We start from the raw sequence: 16,339 nt of genomic DNA, 5'->3' as shown, positions 1-16,339 counted from the left end.
TGAGGACAAGTTTCCAATGAGCCAGACATCAGATCAAATGGAGCTTCGCGAAGAAGACATCGTCAAACACACCGTGATGGCGCAGTCGCTGATCGAAGGGTTTGACCACGCGCCGCGGATTGGCAAATCCGTTGATGCGCCCACAACCGAGCGCTCATCAGGCGTTGGCACACGACGGCGGTTCCGCTCGACCACGCCGGGGTTGGTGACACAGCGGCGCACGGCGTCCGGTGCTGTTCAACTGATCGCGCGGATTGAAGGGGCTGACGACGATGATGCGTTGATGTCGCCGCTGCAATCTACTGTGCTACATGCCCTGCGCCGCGCGATTTCTATCGCTTTAGCTGTGGCTGAAAACTTCGCTGAGCAGTCCAGCCTCGGTGATCTAAAACGCGCCAATCTGGAAGGCTCCCTTCCCGCTGCGCGTAAGGCCGAGTTTTCCGAGCTGCTGGCCGCCGAGGCGCTTGTCACGCTCTATGTCTTTGGCAACGCAACCGCCTACCTTTTGTCCACGCACCTGACCGAAGCAACTGTTGAAGTTGGCGAGGTCGAAGAAGTGTTGACCGATAACGGCCAGACCGCGCTGCACGGCGCGCTGTGGGAGCTGGATCAAGATATCGCCGCCCATGCGCAAGACGATCAGCGGCTGGTTGCCACAGTCAGTGCATTTGCTGAAATGCTGATGGAAAAGGTCGCGCTGCGGGCCACGACGGCGCCGCGCTTAGACGCATTTGCCGCCGCCGCGTGGCACGTTGAGGCAGATGATTTCACTGTGCGCGGCTTTAGCCCTTCGTCCAAGGCGAAATCATCCAAGTTGACCATGACGTTCAAGAAACCAAACGAGGTTGTCGGCAATCACATCGCAAAATACCAGTCGATGAAACTGGCCAAAATGCTGATGGCCTATGATTTTGAGCGCCGCCTAAACCCGTTTGCCGAATTGGGCGGGTTCATCTTTACCTTCATGGGCGACGGCGCGCCGGGGACGGGTAAGACAACCTTGATCCAGATGATGGCGGGGCTGGTGTCGGAGTATTGCGGCAATGCGGATTATCCGTTTCGCTATCAAAACCTCAGCACCGATAACATCGACAGCTATCAGGGTAAGTCGGGCCAGAATGCCAAGGCGTTCATCAACAACGTGCTTGATCCCTCAGTCATCGGCTTTGGCACCATCGACGACATTGACCAACTTGCGGGTAAACGCGGTGATCGTCAGTCTTCGGCTGGTCAGTTGGAAATCACAGCTGTCCTGATGGAGAGCTTTGCAGGCGCCAACACCGTTGTGCGCGGCAATTGCACCTTTGGCATGTTCTCAAATTATCCTGAAAACGTGGACGATGCCCTGCGCCAACGGGCTGGCGCGCGCTTCCTTGTGGATGGTCCGCAGACGCGCGACGACTACGTTGATATCCTGTATTTGCTGATGGGCAAAAACCACGACATCCCGCTAGGCGATCACGAAGTGTTCGAGGCTCAGATGATCAAAAAAGCAGTTGCGGCGTCGTTCGAGGGCCACTCAAAACCGCATGAGGCTGGGCTGCTGAAAGTCTACGAAGCCGTGCGCGATGAGATCGGAGAGCTGGACACAATCAACAAGTTGGGCACCTACCTAAAGGCCATTCAAGAGGCCGATCCGCGCTTTACCGGACGCGCGATCAAAAACATCACGGACGCGGTAAAAGTCCGCGCGATGGATTTTGAACTGCCCGATGAATGGATGGAGCAACCCGACCTGTTCCTGTTCAAAGACTACGACACCAAAAAAGCGATGATCGAAGACATGCGCCAGCCCATCACGGTGGACATGGTGGTGCAGGAGATCAACCGCTACGCGGATTCTGAGTTCCGCTATGCCGATAAGTCGGATGAGGTGGCGATTGAGAGCATGGTCCGTGATATGGGGCGGAGTGTTGAGGCTAAGAAGCGGTATTTGGGGGGGGAGAGTTAATGGCAAAGCCTTCCACATCAATATTCTTAAGCTATTCACACCTAAATTTTCATGCTGCCGCATTAGTACGAAAAATATTAGAGGAAGAGCAGATTGAAACCTGGCATGATTCTAATTCACTCAAGGCAGGGGATGAATGGCGTTCATCGATTGATGATGGGATCGATACTGCGGACGTATTCGTACTTATTTTGTCGGAAGCTTCGATGCTTTCAGCCTATGTGACTTACGAATGGGCGCGTGCCTTAACACAAGGAACGACAGTCATTCCTGTTCGGATCGATGCTTGTAAGGCGCACCCAAAACTTGAACCTATCCAATACTTTGATTTCCAAACGCCGAGTGATTCGGACTACGAGAAGTTAGTCGCACGGGTTAAGGATAGTGTGGAAAACTCGGAGGAAACAGCACAGGATAAAGTAATAGAGCAGCGACATTCGAGCGATGCGGAAGTGGAAGATCATGACTTCGAGGAAATCAAAAAACAAATTATAGAATACATGAACGCACGTGGCCGAAGGTCGATTAGCTTCCACCTGTTGAGAGCGAAACTGGGGCTCAAGACTACTGACGCAAGATTTTCAGAGATGGTCGAAAAGGAAAGAATTTTTACACATAAAACCTTGCACTCGAGAGTAAATCCAAAGACTCGAAAGGGCCTGAGACTAAGATGAATATCTGTAAGTATAAACAATGAACCGCCTCATCCGCGCCGGCCTGATGTTCGGCAACCTCTTTCATGTCCACTCGCCCGCATTGGTCGAACGGTATAACCGCGCGCTGCAGCATCTTACGGGGCAGCAGACCGCGCTCATGGATTTCTACATCGACATTTCCGGCTACTCCCCCGAGATCGGGGATGAGTTGGGTGATCCGCTGTACCTCAACCATAAGGGCGTGAACCGGCAGTTTATCTTGCTGAGTGTGGATCAGCGCACCGCGCCCCTGCTCAACACGCAGTTCTCGACGTCCAAGGCGATCTTGCAGGAGTTTATCGAGGAAAACGAGGCGCCGCTGTTTGCCCTCACGGCCAAGGATGCCGTCGCGGGGGAGCTGGTGAATTCGGTTTATGATGTCTCTGACCCCAAGCGCTTGTTTGATATTCGCCGCATCACCATTGATGCCGACACCACAGGCGGCACCGTCAAAGACGCGGCCAAGCTGGCCGAGATGGTGGATGAGTTCCGCGATTCCGATGAGGGATGGTATGACGATGTGCTGATCGCGCAAATGATCGAACTGGCGGGCAAAACAGGTGATGTGGTGCGTAATCCGGTCAAGCTCAAAACGATGAGCTTTGATCAACGCAATTTCTGGACCGCGCATTTTGGCGGGCTGTTTGTGTTCCAAGATGTTGAACATCCGGCGGTGATTGCCCCTGCGGGCAAAACGGGGCTGGATAACATTCCGCTGGAATATGTGTTCGACGCCAAGCAACGCAATCGCATCGCGCAGTTCTTTCACCTCAACGGCCTAACTGAGACAATCCTAGAGGCACGCGGGATCAAATCCGCTGCCATCCTGCGCCAAAAGATGGATTTTGTTCTGATTGATGCCGTGGCTGGGCAGGGTGCCGACCTCAGCAGCCTTACCCGCGGTGATCTGCGCCGGCTTGCGCGCCAGCACGCGGACAAGCTGCCGCGCGAATTCCACACGCTGGGGCAACTGGTCAACTGGGCTGAAAATGGCGGGACCTTCCCCAAAATCGATAGTGATGATCCGGTCTATTTCTACACCCTGCGCGCGGCGGATACGCCGGACGCTGAGATGGTCAATATGCTACTGGCGCAACTGGCCCCCAAAGACATCCGCCAGCTGTTCATCTGCCACAAAGACCTGTTTTATGAGACATACGCAGGCTGGCCAGATGCGAAAAAGACCTATGTTGCCGAATTCCTTGAGCGTGAGTATCAAGTGGACAAGGCGGGCGTACGTGACGCACTATTTGGCCACGCGCCAGAGATACCACAACTACCGCGTAGCCGCAAAAAACCACCCCCCGTTCCGGACCGCATTGCGGCAGTCGGACCTTGGGGTTCTGTGAAGAGGAGATAGGCGTATGTTCGCACTTGCACGTTTGATGGTCGTCGGCTTTGTTGTTTTGTCCGTGATCTATGTTTGTCTGTCGCTGTATTCGCGCGCTGTGCGAAAGGGTAAGCTACGCGCGCAATGGCATGAAGGACCACAGGACCAGACGCTTGATGCGTTTCTGGACGACGGGCTAGAGGATTACGATAAATCCCTGCGGCGCAAATTGATCCTGTCGGTCTATGTTATTCCGGTGATCCTTGTGTCAGTGGTCATCTATCTTACGAATTTTAGTTAAAAGGGTACCGTATGTTTGGTTTTATCCGTTGGACGTTTTGGATCACTGTTTGGGTCCTTATCGCTGGAGTGTTTCATTACACGCTGCCGCAAATCGACATTGTGCGCATCACGGACACCTACGAAAAGCGACAGGATTTTGGGGAGAACTCATTGTTTTGGGCGCAGGCCGATACCGGCACTGACGGAACGCTGACAAACCGCGATGTGTTCTTTATCCAGACGCGCCGCGCCAAAGGTGATGTGATGGTGTACCGCAACGAGGATACGGGCTGGGGATGGCCGCCATATTTCAAGTTCGACACATCGAACCTACAGGCCGAGGCAGGTGATTTGAAATCCTCAGAGGATGCCGCACGTTATGTTGCGATCAAACATTACGGCTGGCGCAATGAATTCCTGACGATCTTTCCCAATGCGATTTCGGTGCGTGCGGTGGATGGCCCAGATGCGTCCAAGGGTATTCCATGGGTGAACATCTTTATCATCACCATCTTCCTGACGGTTGTGTATGGCATCTGGGTGCGGTGGCGGCGTTTCCGCATTGCGCGGATTGATCCAACCATGGAAGCCATCGAGGATGATCTGGCCGAGGCATCGGGTGCCGTGACAGGCTGGCTAGGAACGTGGCGCAAGAAAAGCTAAGCGCCACGAAATTTGATTTTTGATAAAGCGTCGGATGGTTAGCCTTTTGGTTGAACCATCCGGCGCATGTGTTCGCCACCTAGAACGTGCACGTGCAAATGGGGCACTTCCTGTACGCCGTGTTCCCCTGCGTTGCTGATCATGCGAAAACCGTCACCAGCGTCCAGCGACACACCTTCCATCCGGCAGACTTCGCCTATGGCGCGCGTGTAGTCAACGATTTCAGCATCCGATGCTTCGGCCGCAAAGTGGTCGTAGCTGATGTATGGCCCCTTGGGGATCACCAGCACATGCACGGGCGCTTGCGGGTATAGATCGCGAAACGCGAGCGCGTGTTCGGTTTCCAACACGGTTGTATTTGGAATTTCCCCGCGCAAGATTTTGGCAAAGATATTTTGGTCGTCATAGGGGTAGGCCACAAGCAGGTTCCTTAGTCGGAAAAGAGATAATCGGAGCTGGTAATTTCATGCGCCTTGTCGCCGCCAATACCCAAAAACTTGGCCAGTTCATGGGCGTTTTCGTCCGTGGAGGCGGTCTCGCGGATGCGGCAATGGTTCTCGAATTGAGCGTCACGGATTGCGTCACTTTCAAACACCATGTCATTGCGGATGGTTGGCAGCAGACGGTCCAGCGTTTCCTGTGAGGTCTGTTCACCCGCAAGCCCCACGCGCATCGCGTGCCCGATCAGGTAATCATCTGTGAAATTACAATCGATTTCGAGAATTCGGGTAACCGAGCGGTCAGCGGCAAAATCTTCCAGAAGGTCGAGGTTGCTGGGGTCCATGCAAACGATCAGGCGGTCGGTTTCAAAATAATCGAACAGCATACGCATCAGGGCACGGCGGTGGCGGGTGCGTTTGCCCAATGTCTTTTCAATGCCACCTAGGGCGGGCAGGGGTGTGTCTTCTTCGTTGAAGACATATTCGATGGCTGGCACGTTTGTATTCTGCCGAATCCGTTCTAGAACACGTTTGGCCACATGCCATTTTTTGCACACCACAATGAGCAGCTCGCGCTCGCGGCCCAATGTGCTTTCTGTCTCCCAGAACCGCATGGAAAAGCGACGCCCGATACGTCCACGGCCCGTGAGGAACTTGAACAGGCTACGCCCTTCGTTGCTGATCTGAAAATGCACCCCTTGCGCAGCGTAAAGCAGGCCCAAACGGCGCTTGAGATCGGATGCATCCGCGCTGATCTTGCGGGCAAACAGATAATCCTGACTAAGCAGTAAATCGTAGTGATCATTATAGAATGTCACCGGCATCCCGTAGTCGGTGAACATCAGGAAGGTTAGTGTTCGCCCGCGAATTTCGCCTTCAGGAACAAGGTGTCGGACCAATGTCTGGAAAAACGTTTCATCCGGAATCCAAGTGGTCTTGAAAAACCGGATCACGTCGCGGCGCTTTTTGGAGAAATCCAAAATCCATTCGATGGTCCGGCGACGCAGACACCACCACTGGCTGCCAATTTGGACCTGAAGATCTGCTGGTATCTCGCGGGTCAGTCCAAAACGTTTCTGGAACTTGAACATCCCATAAAATAATTTCTTCTGCGTCCGCTCGTTGAACCAATGGCGGTAAATTAGTCGCTCTTCTGTCCAACCCGTTTTGATCCAGTCACTTTCAAAATAGTCAAAGCTCTCGATGAAATCAGCGTCGTTATTGTCTAGAAAACGGTGCGTGTATTCGGCGGATTTGATTGCCATGCAATCACCGGACAGCATGTAGAAATGAGTTGCGCGTGGAAAGGATTCCACAGCGGATTCGACTGCGTATAATGTTGCCTGAACCAGTGACCATTCACCCCAGCCACAGCGAATGCGTTTGGCGGCAAAGGTGACGTTCGGGTTGTCAGCTAGCGCCGTGCGAATGGCCTTATATTGCTCTGGGTCCGCGCTGGCGTCAAAATGAATAGACATGTAGTCGCCGACGGCCGTTAGCCGCTCTGCCTGCTTGATAATGGCGTCTGGGTCTTTGTGACACAGGAGGATGTAGGCGATTTTTGCCATTCAGGAACTATTCACCCTAGATTTGCTCGATTGTTTACCTAGATAATGATGAACACTCATTGAATAAACAGCAAATATTTGCTTTTGTAAGCGAAAAGCTGTCCCAAGAGGCGGCGCAGTTAGTATGAGCAGGAGTATCGTGTCATGGGTTTTCCCGGAACTTGGATGACCGAAAGTGAAAGTGTTGTGTACCGCGTGGTGCCTAAATGCGCGTGTTCGACCATTGGCCAAATCATGTATTACTCTGATCACGGTACGTTTTTCGACGGTGATATCCATGATGCTAAGGGCGGTATGCACAAATGGGCGTTGGATGGCAGCCAAGAGGCCATCGCGCAGAATGTGCAAAACCATAGCTCCTACGCCTTCACTTGCGTACGAAACCCGTACACGCGAATTTTAAGTTCTTTCTTTGATAAGATCTGCGGAATCCAACGTAACGGACGACGCTACCGTGGCAATTTGGTCCCACTTTTGGTTCAGAAATACGGGATCGAAGTAGGTGGTGACGATGGAAAAGAAGAATTCGACCAGATCGCAAGCTTCCGCCGCTTCTTATTGTTTGCGCGTGACACCATTCGCTGGCGCCGCCCGATGGACCCCGACATCCATTGGTCGGGCATGTCCGGCCACGTGAGCACCTTCATCGTCAACGGTGGCAAATACGACAAAATCGTCTGGACCGAGAGCTTTAATGACGGCATGCGGGATGTGTTGGACGCGATTGAGACTCCGCACGCGGTTGATCTGGCAGGAATCCCTCGTTTTAATGAAAGCGAAGGACACGGGCCAAAACGGGCGCACCCTGTTGAGGATTACTTTGACGATTTGTCGATGCATCTGGTTTATGAAATCTACAAACGGGACTTTAACCTGTTCAAATATGATTTTGAGAACCCAGGAAACAAGATGCCAATCGGTGAGATCGATCTGGATGAGGTCCACGCCAAACTAGGCGACTAACTTCTTATTCGTTCCTTAATATTTTAATTAAAATACAATTGGTTGTTTCGCATGCGAAACGGCCTTTGTTGTCTGTCTGGACAATCATCGCGGTCTTCGGTTTAGTCTTGATTGTCTCAGGTCACACCCAGAAAAGGCACTCCTCATGGCTTATGTTTTTGACGCTCCACCACAGGCAAGTCTCGCTGTTCAAGATAATGATATGCGTTTTCCTGTGCGACGGATTTTTTGCGTTGGGCGCAACTATGAGGCGCATGCACGTGAAATGGGCAATGACCCAGATCGCGAGCCGCCGTTCTTCTTTACTAAACCGGCTGATGCAGCCTGTGACACGCCCTGCACGATTCCTTATCCGTCCCTCACCAACGATCTACACTATGAGATTGAGCTGGTCGTCGCGATTGGGAAAGGTGGCGCAAATATCGCCCCCAAGGACGTGGCAAATCACATCTGGGGCGCTTCTGTCGGGATTGACCTGACCCGCCGTGATTTGCAGGCCGATGCCAAGAAGACCCGCCGCCCGTGGGACTGGTCCAAAGCCTTTGATCTATCTGCCCCGATTGCACCCATAAAACAGATTGCTGATGTGCCTAGTCTGACGAATGCACGCATCTGGCTCGCGGTGAATGGAGAGATCCGTCAGGATGCCGACATTGCTGATTTGATCTGGTCCGTGTCCGAACACATCGCGACCCTAAGTGAGGGGGTCACACTTGCACCCGGCGATTTGGTGATGACAGGCACGCCTGCTGGCGTGGGCGCTGTTGTTTCCGGTGATGTGATAACTGGCGGAGTTGACGGCATCGCTGAGCTTGAGGTCACCATCGGGCCGCGCGCTTAAGGTCTATTCCTTCAGCCAGCAGGCTGAAGGATGCTAATAGGTGGGTGAACTCAACGGTTCGGTGGCAAACCCCACTGGTTTGCGGCCTCATGGGTCTTAGTGCAGTAGAATACGATCAAAATGATCCAGCCGATGATTGGAAGGAAGATCAGCAAATACCACCAACCTGCTCGCCCAGTATCGTGCAGCCGACGGATTGCTACTGCAATTGACGGCAGGAAAATCGCCAATGACACCAAAAGGCCAACTGGTCCTGAGTCTCCCGCTCCAAGAACACCATCAACAAACCTGGCGCCAATGCTGATGATGATAGACCACAGTGTCCACCACCAGAATTGAGGGCGAGTCGAACGGGACTTAAAATCCACGTAGCGGGCAAAACCGTCTTTGAGCGCGCCCAAGAACGTATTGGCATCGTTTCTGGCAGGGTCTTGGGAGTTGCTGATGGGGGCGTGCGGTTGTATCGGCTCGGCGCTGTCTAAGCCGCCTGCACGGCGATAGGGCAGCCAGTCTTCCATACCCTCCTGCCAGACCAGCGTATCGCTGCGAATGGTGCCGACACTCACCAGATTTTCAAATTCGGCTTGGCTCACGGGGCCATGAGATGTGCCTTCGATCGCGTAATACCATTCTGTGCTCATGATCTGTGCACTCCCATTTGTTTAATTACGCCAGCCTAGCGGCGCTTGCGCCATGCGGCAACGGTGTCAGTCGTTTTGGTTCGCAAGGGTATGGGCAGCACGCGTGCGGGCTTCTTGTGCGAGAGAGGGCAAGCCGGATTTGTCATAAACATCCCCCAACATCAGGTTCAGCGGCACTCCGTCAGGGTCATAGGTGCGGCGCATTTCCAGAACTTGTTGTGCGGATGATGCCTGTCCGTCTTGTATCAGTGCATCTAGGTGTATTTGTTCGAACAGATCGCGCTGTGCGTGGCTGCCACCGCATTCCGACATACGCGGCAGTGCGCGTGACATCAGAGAGATGGCTGTGCCCCAGTCACCTTTTGCGTGTGCCATGATGCCCTCGGCAGCAGGCAGGGCCACATCACGCCAAGGGATATGATCGTGTTTTGTGCTGTCATTTGCACGCTCAAAGATAGCGACCATCATTGTAGCTGCCTCTGGCCGTGCGGTGCGGGCTAAAGCGTATAAATATTGCAACGTTAGAAATGGGTTCACTGTATCGGCTCCGCGGGCGGCGATGTGATCGGCAACATCGCCCCACCGTTCGCCAACATCCACGCCTGCAAATTCCATGCGTGCCAGTAAGGACGTCGCGCCAACTTGATCTTGGGAATATTCCTTTGCCAGCCCCCATACATGGGTATCATAGGCGCGGCGCACGTCGTCATGGCGCCCAAGGCTCAGATAAAATAGCGCAAGATGCCACCAGTTGTGACTGCGCATAAAGCTGTTCAATTCACCCCACGAATCCGCAACGCTTTCCAAAAACGCCGCACCTTCAGACACGCGACCTTGGGTGAGCATGACATGGGCGATGGCGTGATGAGACCACGCATCGTCGTGTTGTAGCGTCATCGCGTGGCGCGCGGCTGCTTCTGCGCGCTCCAGCAGGTGGCATTGTTCATACCCGAAGGCGATCATGCCATGGGCATAAGCAATGTCATCGGCCTCTGGCAGCACAGCCAGCGCAGTGCGCAACATGCCTGTGGCATCCCCAAGGTTGAACAGGTGGTATTGCGCTAGTTTTAGAATTGCCATGTCGCGGGGGTAGTCGGCGATGATCTGGTCGCAGATTTCCAACAGCTTGGGTACTTCGCCGCGCGTCCATGCGGCGGCGGCATCAATCACTAGTGCTTCACGTGGAACAACACCATCGCGTGCAGCCTGCGCACGGGCCAGATACGGGGCGGCCTTTTGGGGTGCTACGGGTGCCTCAAGAAACATCCACAACAGGGCCGCATATGCATTGGCCAACGCGCAATCGGGGTCTGCGTCTGCTGCGGCGATGATGTGGGTTGCTTTGGTTTGGTAGCTGAGAAACCCGTGTATGAAGTCATTGATGCCTTGCAGGGTGTCGGGGTTCTCAACAGTGACGGGCAGGCCATAAAGGTCTTGGGTCATGCTGTGGTTTCCCCGTGCAAGGTGATGAAACGGCGTAAGTGATCGGCAACTGCATCGGGTGCGTCCCAATGGATGGAATGGCCTGCACCATTAATCAGATGTGTTGGGATGTCCGCAAAAGTTGGCATTGCGAGGTCTGCAGGCAGGATCAAATCCCCCTCAGCAAGTAGAGCCTGCGCGGGGCAAGTCAGCTCAGTAATGTCTTCGGGAACATATCCATCAAGGGCGGCAATCTGATGAGCCATGGCGTCACAGCTTTGGGCAAAAGGGTAGGCAAGGGACGCTGTTGCAGCCTGCGCCACTGCGCCGGGAATATCGTAAAGCGCGGGTGCGAACAGCCACGGGAATAATGCGTTTAGCCACGCGTCTGGGGCTGCATTGCTTTGACGAATCGCCAGCAGTGATTTGAACAGAGCTACGTTCCGCTCAAGCCGTAGCGGGGCAGACGCGGCAAGGGTGAGTGTTTTGACGGCGTGTGGGTGCGCACTGGCCAATCTTGTGGCGATCATCCCGCCTAAGGAATGGCCCATTACATGCGCAGGGCCGACGTTTAGGTGGTCTAACAAAGCCGCACAATCGGAGGCAAAGATATCTACGGAGCCGGGGGCATCCCACGGCGTTGTACGCCCGGTGGTGCGGTTGTCGGGGCGAATGACCGTAAAATGCGGCTCTAACAATGGAAGAAGGGGCGCCCAACTTGCACTGTCACTCATCATGCCCGCAATCAAAAGAAGCGACATCCCTTCACCAGAAACTTCATAATGGAGCGAGATCGCGTCGTGTTCAAAGATCGGCATTGGCAGTTTTCCAGCAAGGCATAATGTCCCCCTCGGATGGGGTGGCGGCGTAGACAGCGCGCGCAATTGCACGGCTAAGGCAAAGAGCTGCGGCGTGACCAGTTAGCAAAACATCGGCTGCGGGTTTTGCGCCCGTTGTCAAAGCAAAAACCAGATCACCGTCGTTGGGCGTATGCGCTGGCACACATGCGCGCGCAATTCCGTCATGCGCGGCTGTTGCCACGCGGTGGCACTCGGCCTTTGTGAGGGTCGCATCTGTTGCCACAATCGCAATCGTCGTATTGGCCCGTGAAGAGAGCGCATTCATCTTCCTGCTCTCACGGCTTAGGCCCAAACCGCTGCGGTGATCAGGGCCGGCGCCGCCAAATTCATCGTCCATCTCGAAGGGGGCTGCATAAAAATGGCGATCCCCCGGCGTGGTGACCGCGCCAACAGGGTTTGCGGCAACCAATGCTGCAACCGTGCTGCCGTCAGGCAATTGCAAGGATGCAGTCCCTAAACCACCTTTTAGCATCGCCGTCAGCGCGCCAGTTCCTGCGCCAACGGTCCCGATGTCGAATTCGGAGGTGGCAGAGTGGTAGGCGGCAAGCCCCAGCGCACGGTACGGATTTTCGGCCCAGCCTTTGTCGCCACCGTTCAGCAGGTCAAACAGAATGGCACCGGGGACAAGCGGGATTTGAGCGGACCCAATGACAAACCCGCGCCCGTCTGCGCGCAGCCCGTCAACGACACCTGAACATGCATCAAGCCCAAAAGCGGAACCTCCAGACAGAACAAGCGCATCGACCGCCGCCACAGATTTATCAGGGGCTAACAAATCTGTTTCGCGTGTTCCGGGCGCGCCGCCCATGACTGCAACCGAGGCAATGAAAGGCGCATCACCGACAACAACGGTTGTACCAGATTTTAAGGCATCGTCCTGCGCATTGCCTATGCGTAAGCCTGCAATGTCACTTAAGCTGTTTGTTGGACCCGATTGCATATGACTAAAGCCTTGGTTTGCTGCTGGCGGTTGCAGGGTCGCCTGAGTTTGGTGTGCCTTTTGGTTCGATCAACAGGACATGACATTCCTCAGATGCACGTGGACGGTGTGTGACGCCACGCGGAACGATGAACAGTTCACCCTCTTTTACAATATGGCTGGTGTCTTCGACATCCATGGTCATTTCGCCTTTTAGGACGAGAAAGAAATCATCGGTATCTTCGTGCAAATGGAAGGGAAACTCACCAATAAATTTGACGACCATAACGTCGTTGTCATTGTAATCGGCAATGACATGCGGGTCCCAATGGGTGCTGATTTTTGAGAGCTTATCTGTGAGGTTTACAGGTTTCATGCGGTCTGGCCTTTAATTTCGGGCAACACTGGTGCGGCTTCGATTAGGGTTTTAGTGTATTCGTGCTGGGGATTGGTGAACACGTTCTCGGTTTGGCCCTGTTCGACGATTTCGCCGGATTTCATCACTAGAACGCGATCCGTGATGGTGCGGACCACGCTAAGATCGTGAGAGATAAACAGATAGCTAAGGGAATACGCCGCGCATAGCTCCACCAGCAGATCAAGAATTTGTGCTCGCACTGAAACGTCCAGTGCACTGACGGCTTCGTCAAATACAATCAGGTCAGGCCGGATGATGAGGGCGCGTGCAATTGCGATACGTTGACGTTGCCCTCCGGAAAATTCGTGGATGTATTTTTGCGCATCAGCAGGGGTGAGCCCCACCGCGATCAATGCTTTGTCGATTGCTTTTTGACGCTCCGCACCTGTGGGTGGAGTATCTAACAGGTGGAATGGTTCAGTGATTTGACGCGCGACGCGGTGACGTGGATTGAAGCTGCCAAAGGGGTCTTGGAACACAACTTGGATGCGACGGCGCACAGCGAGGTTTGGTTTTGCGCCAGTGAACACTGGGTCGCCGCCAAGGGTGATGGTGCCTTCTTGAACAGGCTCAAGGCCCAACAGCGCGCGGGTTAGGGTAGATTTTCCGCACCCGCTTTCACCAACAAGGCCCAGACGCTCACCATGTTTGAGCGTAAAATTGACGTTGTTTACAGCGCGAAATTTGCCCGGTTTGCCAAACAGCGTTTTGCGCGGCGTTTGATAGTCACGGCTGACGCCCTTCACCTCCAACAAGGCGGATGAGGCGCCGTTGTCGGGAAGGTTAACGGTATGAGAGGATGCGGCGAACAGCATACGCGTATAGGGATGCTGCATGTTTTGGAGCAGTTCGAGTGTGTTGCCTTGTTCAACAATGTCTCCGTTGCGCATGACAATGATGCGATCCGCCATTTGCGCTACGACGGCCAAATCATGAGTGATCATCATCAGGCCCATGCCATCTTCGCGCGCTAGCTTGGTCAGTAGCGTTAGGATTTGTGCCTGCGTGGTGACGTCCAGCGCTGTTGTCGGCTCATCCGCGATGAGTAGGCGAGGGCGCAGTGCGATTGCCATGGCGATGACAACACGTTGACGCTGACCACCCGATAGCTCATGCGGGAAACGCGAAAGCGGGAACTTTGATTGGGGCAGTCCGACACGCTCTAGTGTTTGTGCGGCGCGGTTTAAGGCGTCTGCTTTGGATGTGCGTTCATGTATTTGGATGGTCTCTGCGACTTGATCGCCGATGGTTTTGACGGGGTTCAGCGCGGTCATTGGTTCTTGGAACACCATACCGATGTCATTGCCGCGGATGCTGCACAATCGTTGTTCTGTTAACGTGGTGATGTCATCGTCACCCAGCATAATGCGTCCGCTGGTGGTTGCCCCTTGGGGGAGCAACTGCATCGCGGCCAATGCGGTCATGGATTTGCCTGATCCGCTTTCGCCTGTAATCGCGACGATCTCACCTTCACCGACTTCAAAGGTAACATCGTGCAGGATGTCAAAGTCATGGATCGATAGGCTGAGGTTTTGAACAGAAAGGAGGCTCATACCCGTTTCACCCGAAGACGTGGGTCCAGATGATCGCGCAATCCATCCCCCATCAGATTAAGCCCAAGGACCGTGAGAATAATCGCAAAGCCGGGCATCAATGCCATGTGAGGTGCGATGCTTACCATGGTTTGCGCATCGGCCAGCATTCGGCCCCATGACGGTGTGGGCGGTTGCGCCCCAAGGCCAACATAGCTGAGGCCGGCCTCAGCCAAGATGCCCAAGCTAAACTGGATGGTGCCTTGAACGATCAGCAGATTGGTCACGTTTGGCAGAATATGCTCAAGCGAAATACGCGCGGCGGATTTACCAGCAACACGTGCGGCAAGGATAAATTCGCGCTCCCACAGGGATAGGGCAGCACCACGTGTGATGCGGGCAAAGACGGGGATGTTGAAGATACCGATGGCGATGATGGCATTGATTGCACCCGCGCCGAAAACAGCAGTGATCAGGATCGCGATGACAAGGCTGGGGAAGGCAAACACCAGATCATTGCCACGCATGATGATTTCATCAACCAAACTGCCACGCCGTGCAGCCGCCCAAAGGCCTAGCGGAATACCAAGGCAAACACCGATGCCGACCGCAACCAGAGCCACAGCAATGGAGGTGCGCGCGCCCACCATAATGAGGCTCAAAATATCGCGACCAAAGTGATCGGTTCCCAGAAGATGGGTCATGTTTGGAGATTGCAGGCGTGAGGGGATGTCTAGGAGTATGTGATCAAACGGGGTCCAGACAAAAGACAAAAATGCCGCAATCACAAATATGGAAGTGAGAACACCGCCCAAGATCAGGTTCCGGTTCATGTGCGCGCCCTCAGTCTGGGATCAACAACAGCGTAGGCCAGATCAACGGTGAAGTTCACAAAGATCACCGCAAAGACGAGCAACATGGTCACGCTTTCCACCACGATCAGATCCCGCGCCGAGATTGACTGAAAGATAAGGCGACCGAGGCCGGGAAGGTAGAACACCTGTTCAATGATGATGGCCCCCGCTAGCAAGAATGAGAATTGAAGACCGATGATCGTCAGCACCGGGATCATCGCATTGCGTAAACCGTGGCGCCATAAAGCTTGTCGCGCGGTTAGGCCTTTGGCGCGGGCGGTCCTCATAAAGTCCTCTCCAAGTACATCAAGCAAGGACGATCGCATAACGCGGGCAAGGATCGCAGCCTGCGGTAGGGCAAGTGCGATTGCGGGTAGTGTCAGGGAATGCAATCCGGCGAGCAGACCTTTTTCCCAGCCGACAAATCCCCCCGCAGAGAACCAGCGCAATTTGATCGCAAACAAAAGGACCAACATCATGGCAAACCAGAAATTGGGGATAGCCACGCCAAGCTGCGTCGCGCCCATCACCCCGATATCGCCAGCCTTACCGCGCCGTGCAGCAGCATAGATACCCGCTGGAAATGCGATCAAAGTAGAAAGCGTCAGCGCATATAGCGCTAGAGGAAGTGAGACCCAAAGGCGCTGGCCCACCATATCCGCTACAGGGGTTCGGTAGGTATAGGATGTCCCGAAATCACCGCGCAGCATACCTGTGATCCAGTCGATGTAACGCTGGGTTTTAGACAGATCGAGACCCAGCTCGCTACGCAGCGCAGCCAGCGTTTCAGGTTGCGCGTTGATGCCCAGCATAAAGGATGCGGGATCACCGGGCGCGATCTCGATCACTGCAAAAATCACAAAGGATGCAATGGCTAAGCTGATAAAGAGGGAGAGTAACCGTTTGAGGGTATAGCGTAACATTCTGCAGAGCGTAGGCGCTCATTTCTGGATGGTCCAG

17 protein-coding genes are annotated in these 16,339 nt (G+C 54.2%); 7 read left to right on the top strand and 10 right to left on the bottom strand.

Annotated elements, in window-relative coordinates; genetic code table 11:
- Nucleotides 1-16: 16 nt before the first annotated feature.
- The 5 genes from V7775_RS04070 to V7775_RS04050 are packed head-to-tail and all read left to right on the top strand — an operon-like array spanning nucleotide 17 to nucleotide 4,921.
- Complete coding sequence (locus tag V7775_RS04070) at nucleotides 17-1,951, top strand: AAA family ATPase (protein ID WP_335750576.1); 1,935 nt, start codon at nucleotides 17-19, stop codon at nucleotides 1,949-1,951.
- Entirely contained in the window at nucleotides 1,951-2,625 is a 675-nt protein-coding gene (locus V7775_RS04065) for a toll/interleukin-1 receptor domain-containing protein (RefSeq protein ID WP_335750575.1), read from the top strand. Before V7775_RS04070 ends, V7775_RS04065 begins: the two co-directional genes overlap by 1 nt.
- A 19-nt stretch (nucleotides 2,626-2,644) precedes the next feature.
- Entirely contained in the window at nucleotides 2,645-4,006 is a 1,362-nt protein-coding gene (locus V7775_RS04060) for a DUF6638 family protein (RefSeq protein ID WP_335750574.1), read from the top strand.
- Nucleotides 4,007-4,010: 4 nt separating this feature from the next.
- Nucleotides 4,011-4,277 (top strand): hypothetical protein, encoded by a 267-nt coding sequence (locus tag V7775_RS04055; RefSeq protein ID WP_335750573.1) that lies wholly within the window; start codon nucleotides 4,011-4,013, stop codon nucleotides 4,275-4,277.
- 11 nt (nucleotides 4,278-4,288) lie between these two features.
- Nucleotides 4,289-4,921: a DUF1523 family protein gene (locus V7775_RS04050; protein WP_335750572.1), complete on the top strand. Its 633-nt coding sequence runs from the start codon at nucleotides 4,289-4,291 to the stop codon at nucleotides 4,919-4,921.
- A 38-nt stretch (nucleotides 4,922-4,959) separates the two neighbouring features.
- On the opposite strand, the gene V7775_RS04045 is transcribed toward V7775_RS04050, so the two are convergent.
- A complete protein-coding gene (locus V7775_RS04045) occupies nucleotides 4,960-5,340 on the bottom strand; it encodes an HIT domain-containing protein (protein ID WP_335750571.1) in 381 nt (126 codons plus the stop codon).
- 11 nt (nucleotides 5,341-5,351) lie between these two features.
- Nucleotides 5,352-6,929, bottom strand: coding sequence for a DUF5928 domain-containing protein (locus V7775_RS04040; protein ID WP_335750570.1), 1,578 nt, complete (start codon nucleotides 6,927-6,929; stop codon nucleotides 5,352-5,354).
- A gap of 144 nt (nucleotides 6,930-7,073) precedes the next feature.
- Between V7775_RS04040 and V7775_RS04035 the strand changes: the two genes are divergently transcribed.
- Both V7775_RS04035 and V7775_RS04030 read left to right on the top strand, forming a co-directional pair.
- Complete coding sequence (locus V7775_RS04035; RefSeq protein ID WP_335750569.1) at nucleotides 7,074-7,892, top strand: sulfotransferase family protein; 819 nt, start codon at nucleotides 7,074-7,076, stop codon at nucleotides 7,890-7,892.
- Between the two features lie 145 nt (nucleotides 7,893-8,037).
- The gene (locus V7775_RS04030) at nucleotides 8,038-8,733 is read left to right on the top strand and encodes a fumarylacetoacetate hydrolase family protein (RefSeq protein WP_335750568.1); all 696 of its coding nucleotides are present in this window, start codon (nucleotides 8,038-8,040) and stop codon (nucleotides 8,731-8,733) included.
- A 50-nt stretch (nucleotides 8,734-8,783) separates the two neighbouring features.
- On the opposite strand, the gene V7775_RS04025 is transcribed toward V7775_RS04030, so the two are convergent.
- From V7775_RS04025 to V7775_RS03990, 8 genes are all read right to left on the bottom strand, one after another.
- Complete coding sequence (locus V7775_RS04025; RefSeq protein WP_335750567.1) at nucleotides 8,784-9,374, bottom strand: DUF805 domain-containing protein; 591 nt, start codon at nucleotides 9,372-9,374, stop codon at nucleotides 8,784-8,786.
- 66 nt (nucleotides 9,375-9,440) lie between these two features.
- Nucleotides 9,441-10,817 (bottom strand): tetratricopeptide repeat protein, encoded by a 1,377-nt coding sequence (locus V7775_RS04020; RefSeq protein WP_335750566.1) that lies wholly within the window; start codon nucleotides 10,815-10,817, stop codon nucleotides 9,441-9,443.
- Entirely contained in the window at nucleotides 10,814-11,614 is an 801-nt protein-coding gene (locus tag V7775_RS04015) for an alpha/beta fold hydrolase (protein WP_335750565.1), read from the bottom strand. Before V7775_RS04015 ends, V7775_RS04020 begins: the two co-directional genes overlap by 4 nt.
- Nucleotides 11,601-12,596 (bottom strand): P1 family peptidase, encoded by a 996-nt coding sequence (locus tag V7775_RS04010; RefSeq protein ID WP_335750564.1) that lies wholly within the window; start codon nucleotides 12,594-12,596, stop codon nucleotides 11,601-11,603. The genes V7775_RS04015 and V7775_RS04010 overlap by 14 nt, the downstream gene beginning before the upstream one ends.
- A 4-nt stretch (nucleotides 12,597-12,600) precedes the next feature.
- Nucleotides 12,601-12,951 carry a cupin domain-containing protein gene (locus V7775_RS04005; protein WP_335750563.1) on the bottom strand — a complete coding sequence of 117 codons (351 nt, stop codon included), beginning with the start codon at nucleotides 12,949-12,951 and terminating at the stop codon, nucleotides 12,601-12,603.
- A complete protein-coding gene (locus tag V7775_RS04000) occupies nucleotides 12,948-14,546 on the bottom strand; it encodes an ABC transporter ATP-binding protein (protein WP_335750562.1) in 1,599 nt (532 codons plus the stop codon). Before V7775_RS04000 ends, V7775_RS04005 begins: the two co-directional genes overlap by 4 nt.
- Complete coding sequence (locus V7775_RS03995) at nucleotides 14,543-15,358, bottom strand: ABC transporter permease (RefSeq protein WP_335750561.1); 816 nt, start codon at nucleotides 15,356-15,358, stop codon at nucleotides 14,543-14,545. Before V7775_RS03995 ends, V7775_RS04000 begins: the two co-directional genes overlap by 4 nt.
- Nucleotides 15,355-16,302, bottom strand: coding sequence for an ABC transporter permease (locus V7775_RS03990; RefSeq protein ID WP_335750560.1), 948 nt, complete (start codon nucleotides 16,300-16,302; stop codon nucleotides 15,355-15,357). Before V7775_RS03990 ends, V7775_RS03995 begins: the two co-directional genes overlap by 4 nt.
- Nucleotides 16,303-16,339: the final 37 nt, after the last annotated feature.

Origin of the sequence: Sulfitobacter sp. (assembly GCF_036960155.1) — a bacterium.
Taxonomy (GTDB): Bacteria; Pseudomonadota; Alphaproteobacteria; order Rhodobacterales; family Rhodobacteraceae; genus Sulfitobacter.
Note: the sequence above shows the minus strand (reverse complement) of the source record. Positions and strands in the feature narration are given on the sequence as shown.

Coding starts and splice junctions, on each gene's coding strand:
- V7775_RS04070 (WP_335750576.1), top strand. CDS start 17: ATGAGCCAGACATCAGATCAAATGGAGCTTCGCGAAGAAGACATCGTC.
- V7775_RS04065 (WP_335750575.1), top strand. CDS start 1,951: ATGGCAAAGCCTTCCACATCAATATTCTTAAGCTATTCACACCTAAAT.
- V7775_RS04060 (WP_335750574.1), top strand. CDS start 2,645: ATGAACCGCCTCATCCGCGCCGGCCTGATGTTCGGCAACCTCTTTCAT.
- V7775_RS04055 (WP_335750573.1), top strand. CDS start 4,011: ATGTTCGCACTTGCACGTTTGATGGTCGTCGGCTTTGTTGTTTTGTCC.
- V7775_RS04050 (WP_335750572.1), top strand. CDS start 4,289: ATGTTTGGTTTTATCCGTTGGACGTTTTGGATCACTGTTTGGGTCCTT.
- V7775_RS04040 (WP_335750570.1), bottom strand. CDS start 6,929: ATGGCAAAAATCGCCTACATCCTCCTGTGTCACAAAGACCCAGACGCC.
- V7775_RS04035 (WP_335750569.1), top strand. CDS start 7,074: ATGGGTTTTCCCGGAACTTGGATGACCGAAAGTGAAAGTGTTGTGTAC.
- V7775_RS04030 (WP_335750568.1), top strand. CDS start 8,038: ATGGCTTATGTTTTTGACGCTCCACCACAGGCAAGTCTCGCTGTTCAA.
- V7775_RS04025 (WP_335750567.1), bottom strand. CDS start 9,374: ATGAGCACAGAATGGTATTACGCGATCGAAGGCACATCTCATGGCCCC.
- V7775_RS04020 (WP_335750566.1), bottom strand. CDS start 10,817: ATGACCCAAGACCTTTATGGCCTGCCCGTCACTGTTGAGAACCCCGAC.
- V7775_RS04015 (WP_335750565.1), bottom strand. CDS start 11,614: ATGCCGATCTTTGAACACGACGCGATCTCGCTCCATTATGAAGTTTCT.
- V7775_RS04010 (WP_335750564.1), bottom strand. CDS start 12,596: ATGCAATCGGGTCCAACAAACAGCTTAAGTGACATTGCAGGCTTACGC.
- V7775_RS04005 (WP_335750563.1), bottom strand. CDS start 12,951: ATGAAACCTGTAAACCTCACAGATAAGCTCTCAAAAATCAGCACCCAT.
- V7775_RS04000 (WP_335750562.1), bottom strand. CDS start 14,546: ATGAGCCTCCTTTCTGTTCAAAACCTCAGCCTATCGATCCATGACTTT.
- V7775_RS03995 (WP_335750561.1), bottom strand. CDS start 15,358: ATGAACCGGAACCTGATCTTGGGCGGTGTTCTCACTTCCATATTTGTG.
- V7775_RS03990 (WP_335750560.1), bottom strand. CDS start 16,302: ATGTTACGCTATACCCTCAAACGGTTACTCTCCCTCTTTATCAGCTTA.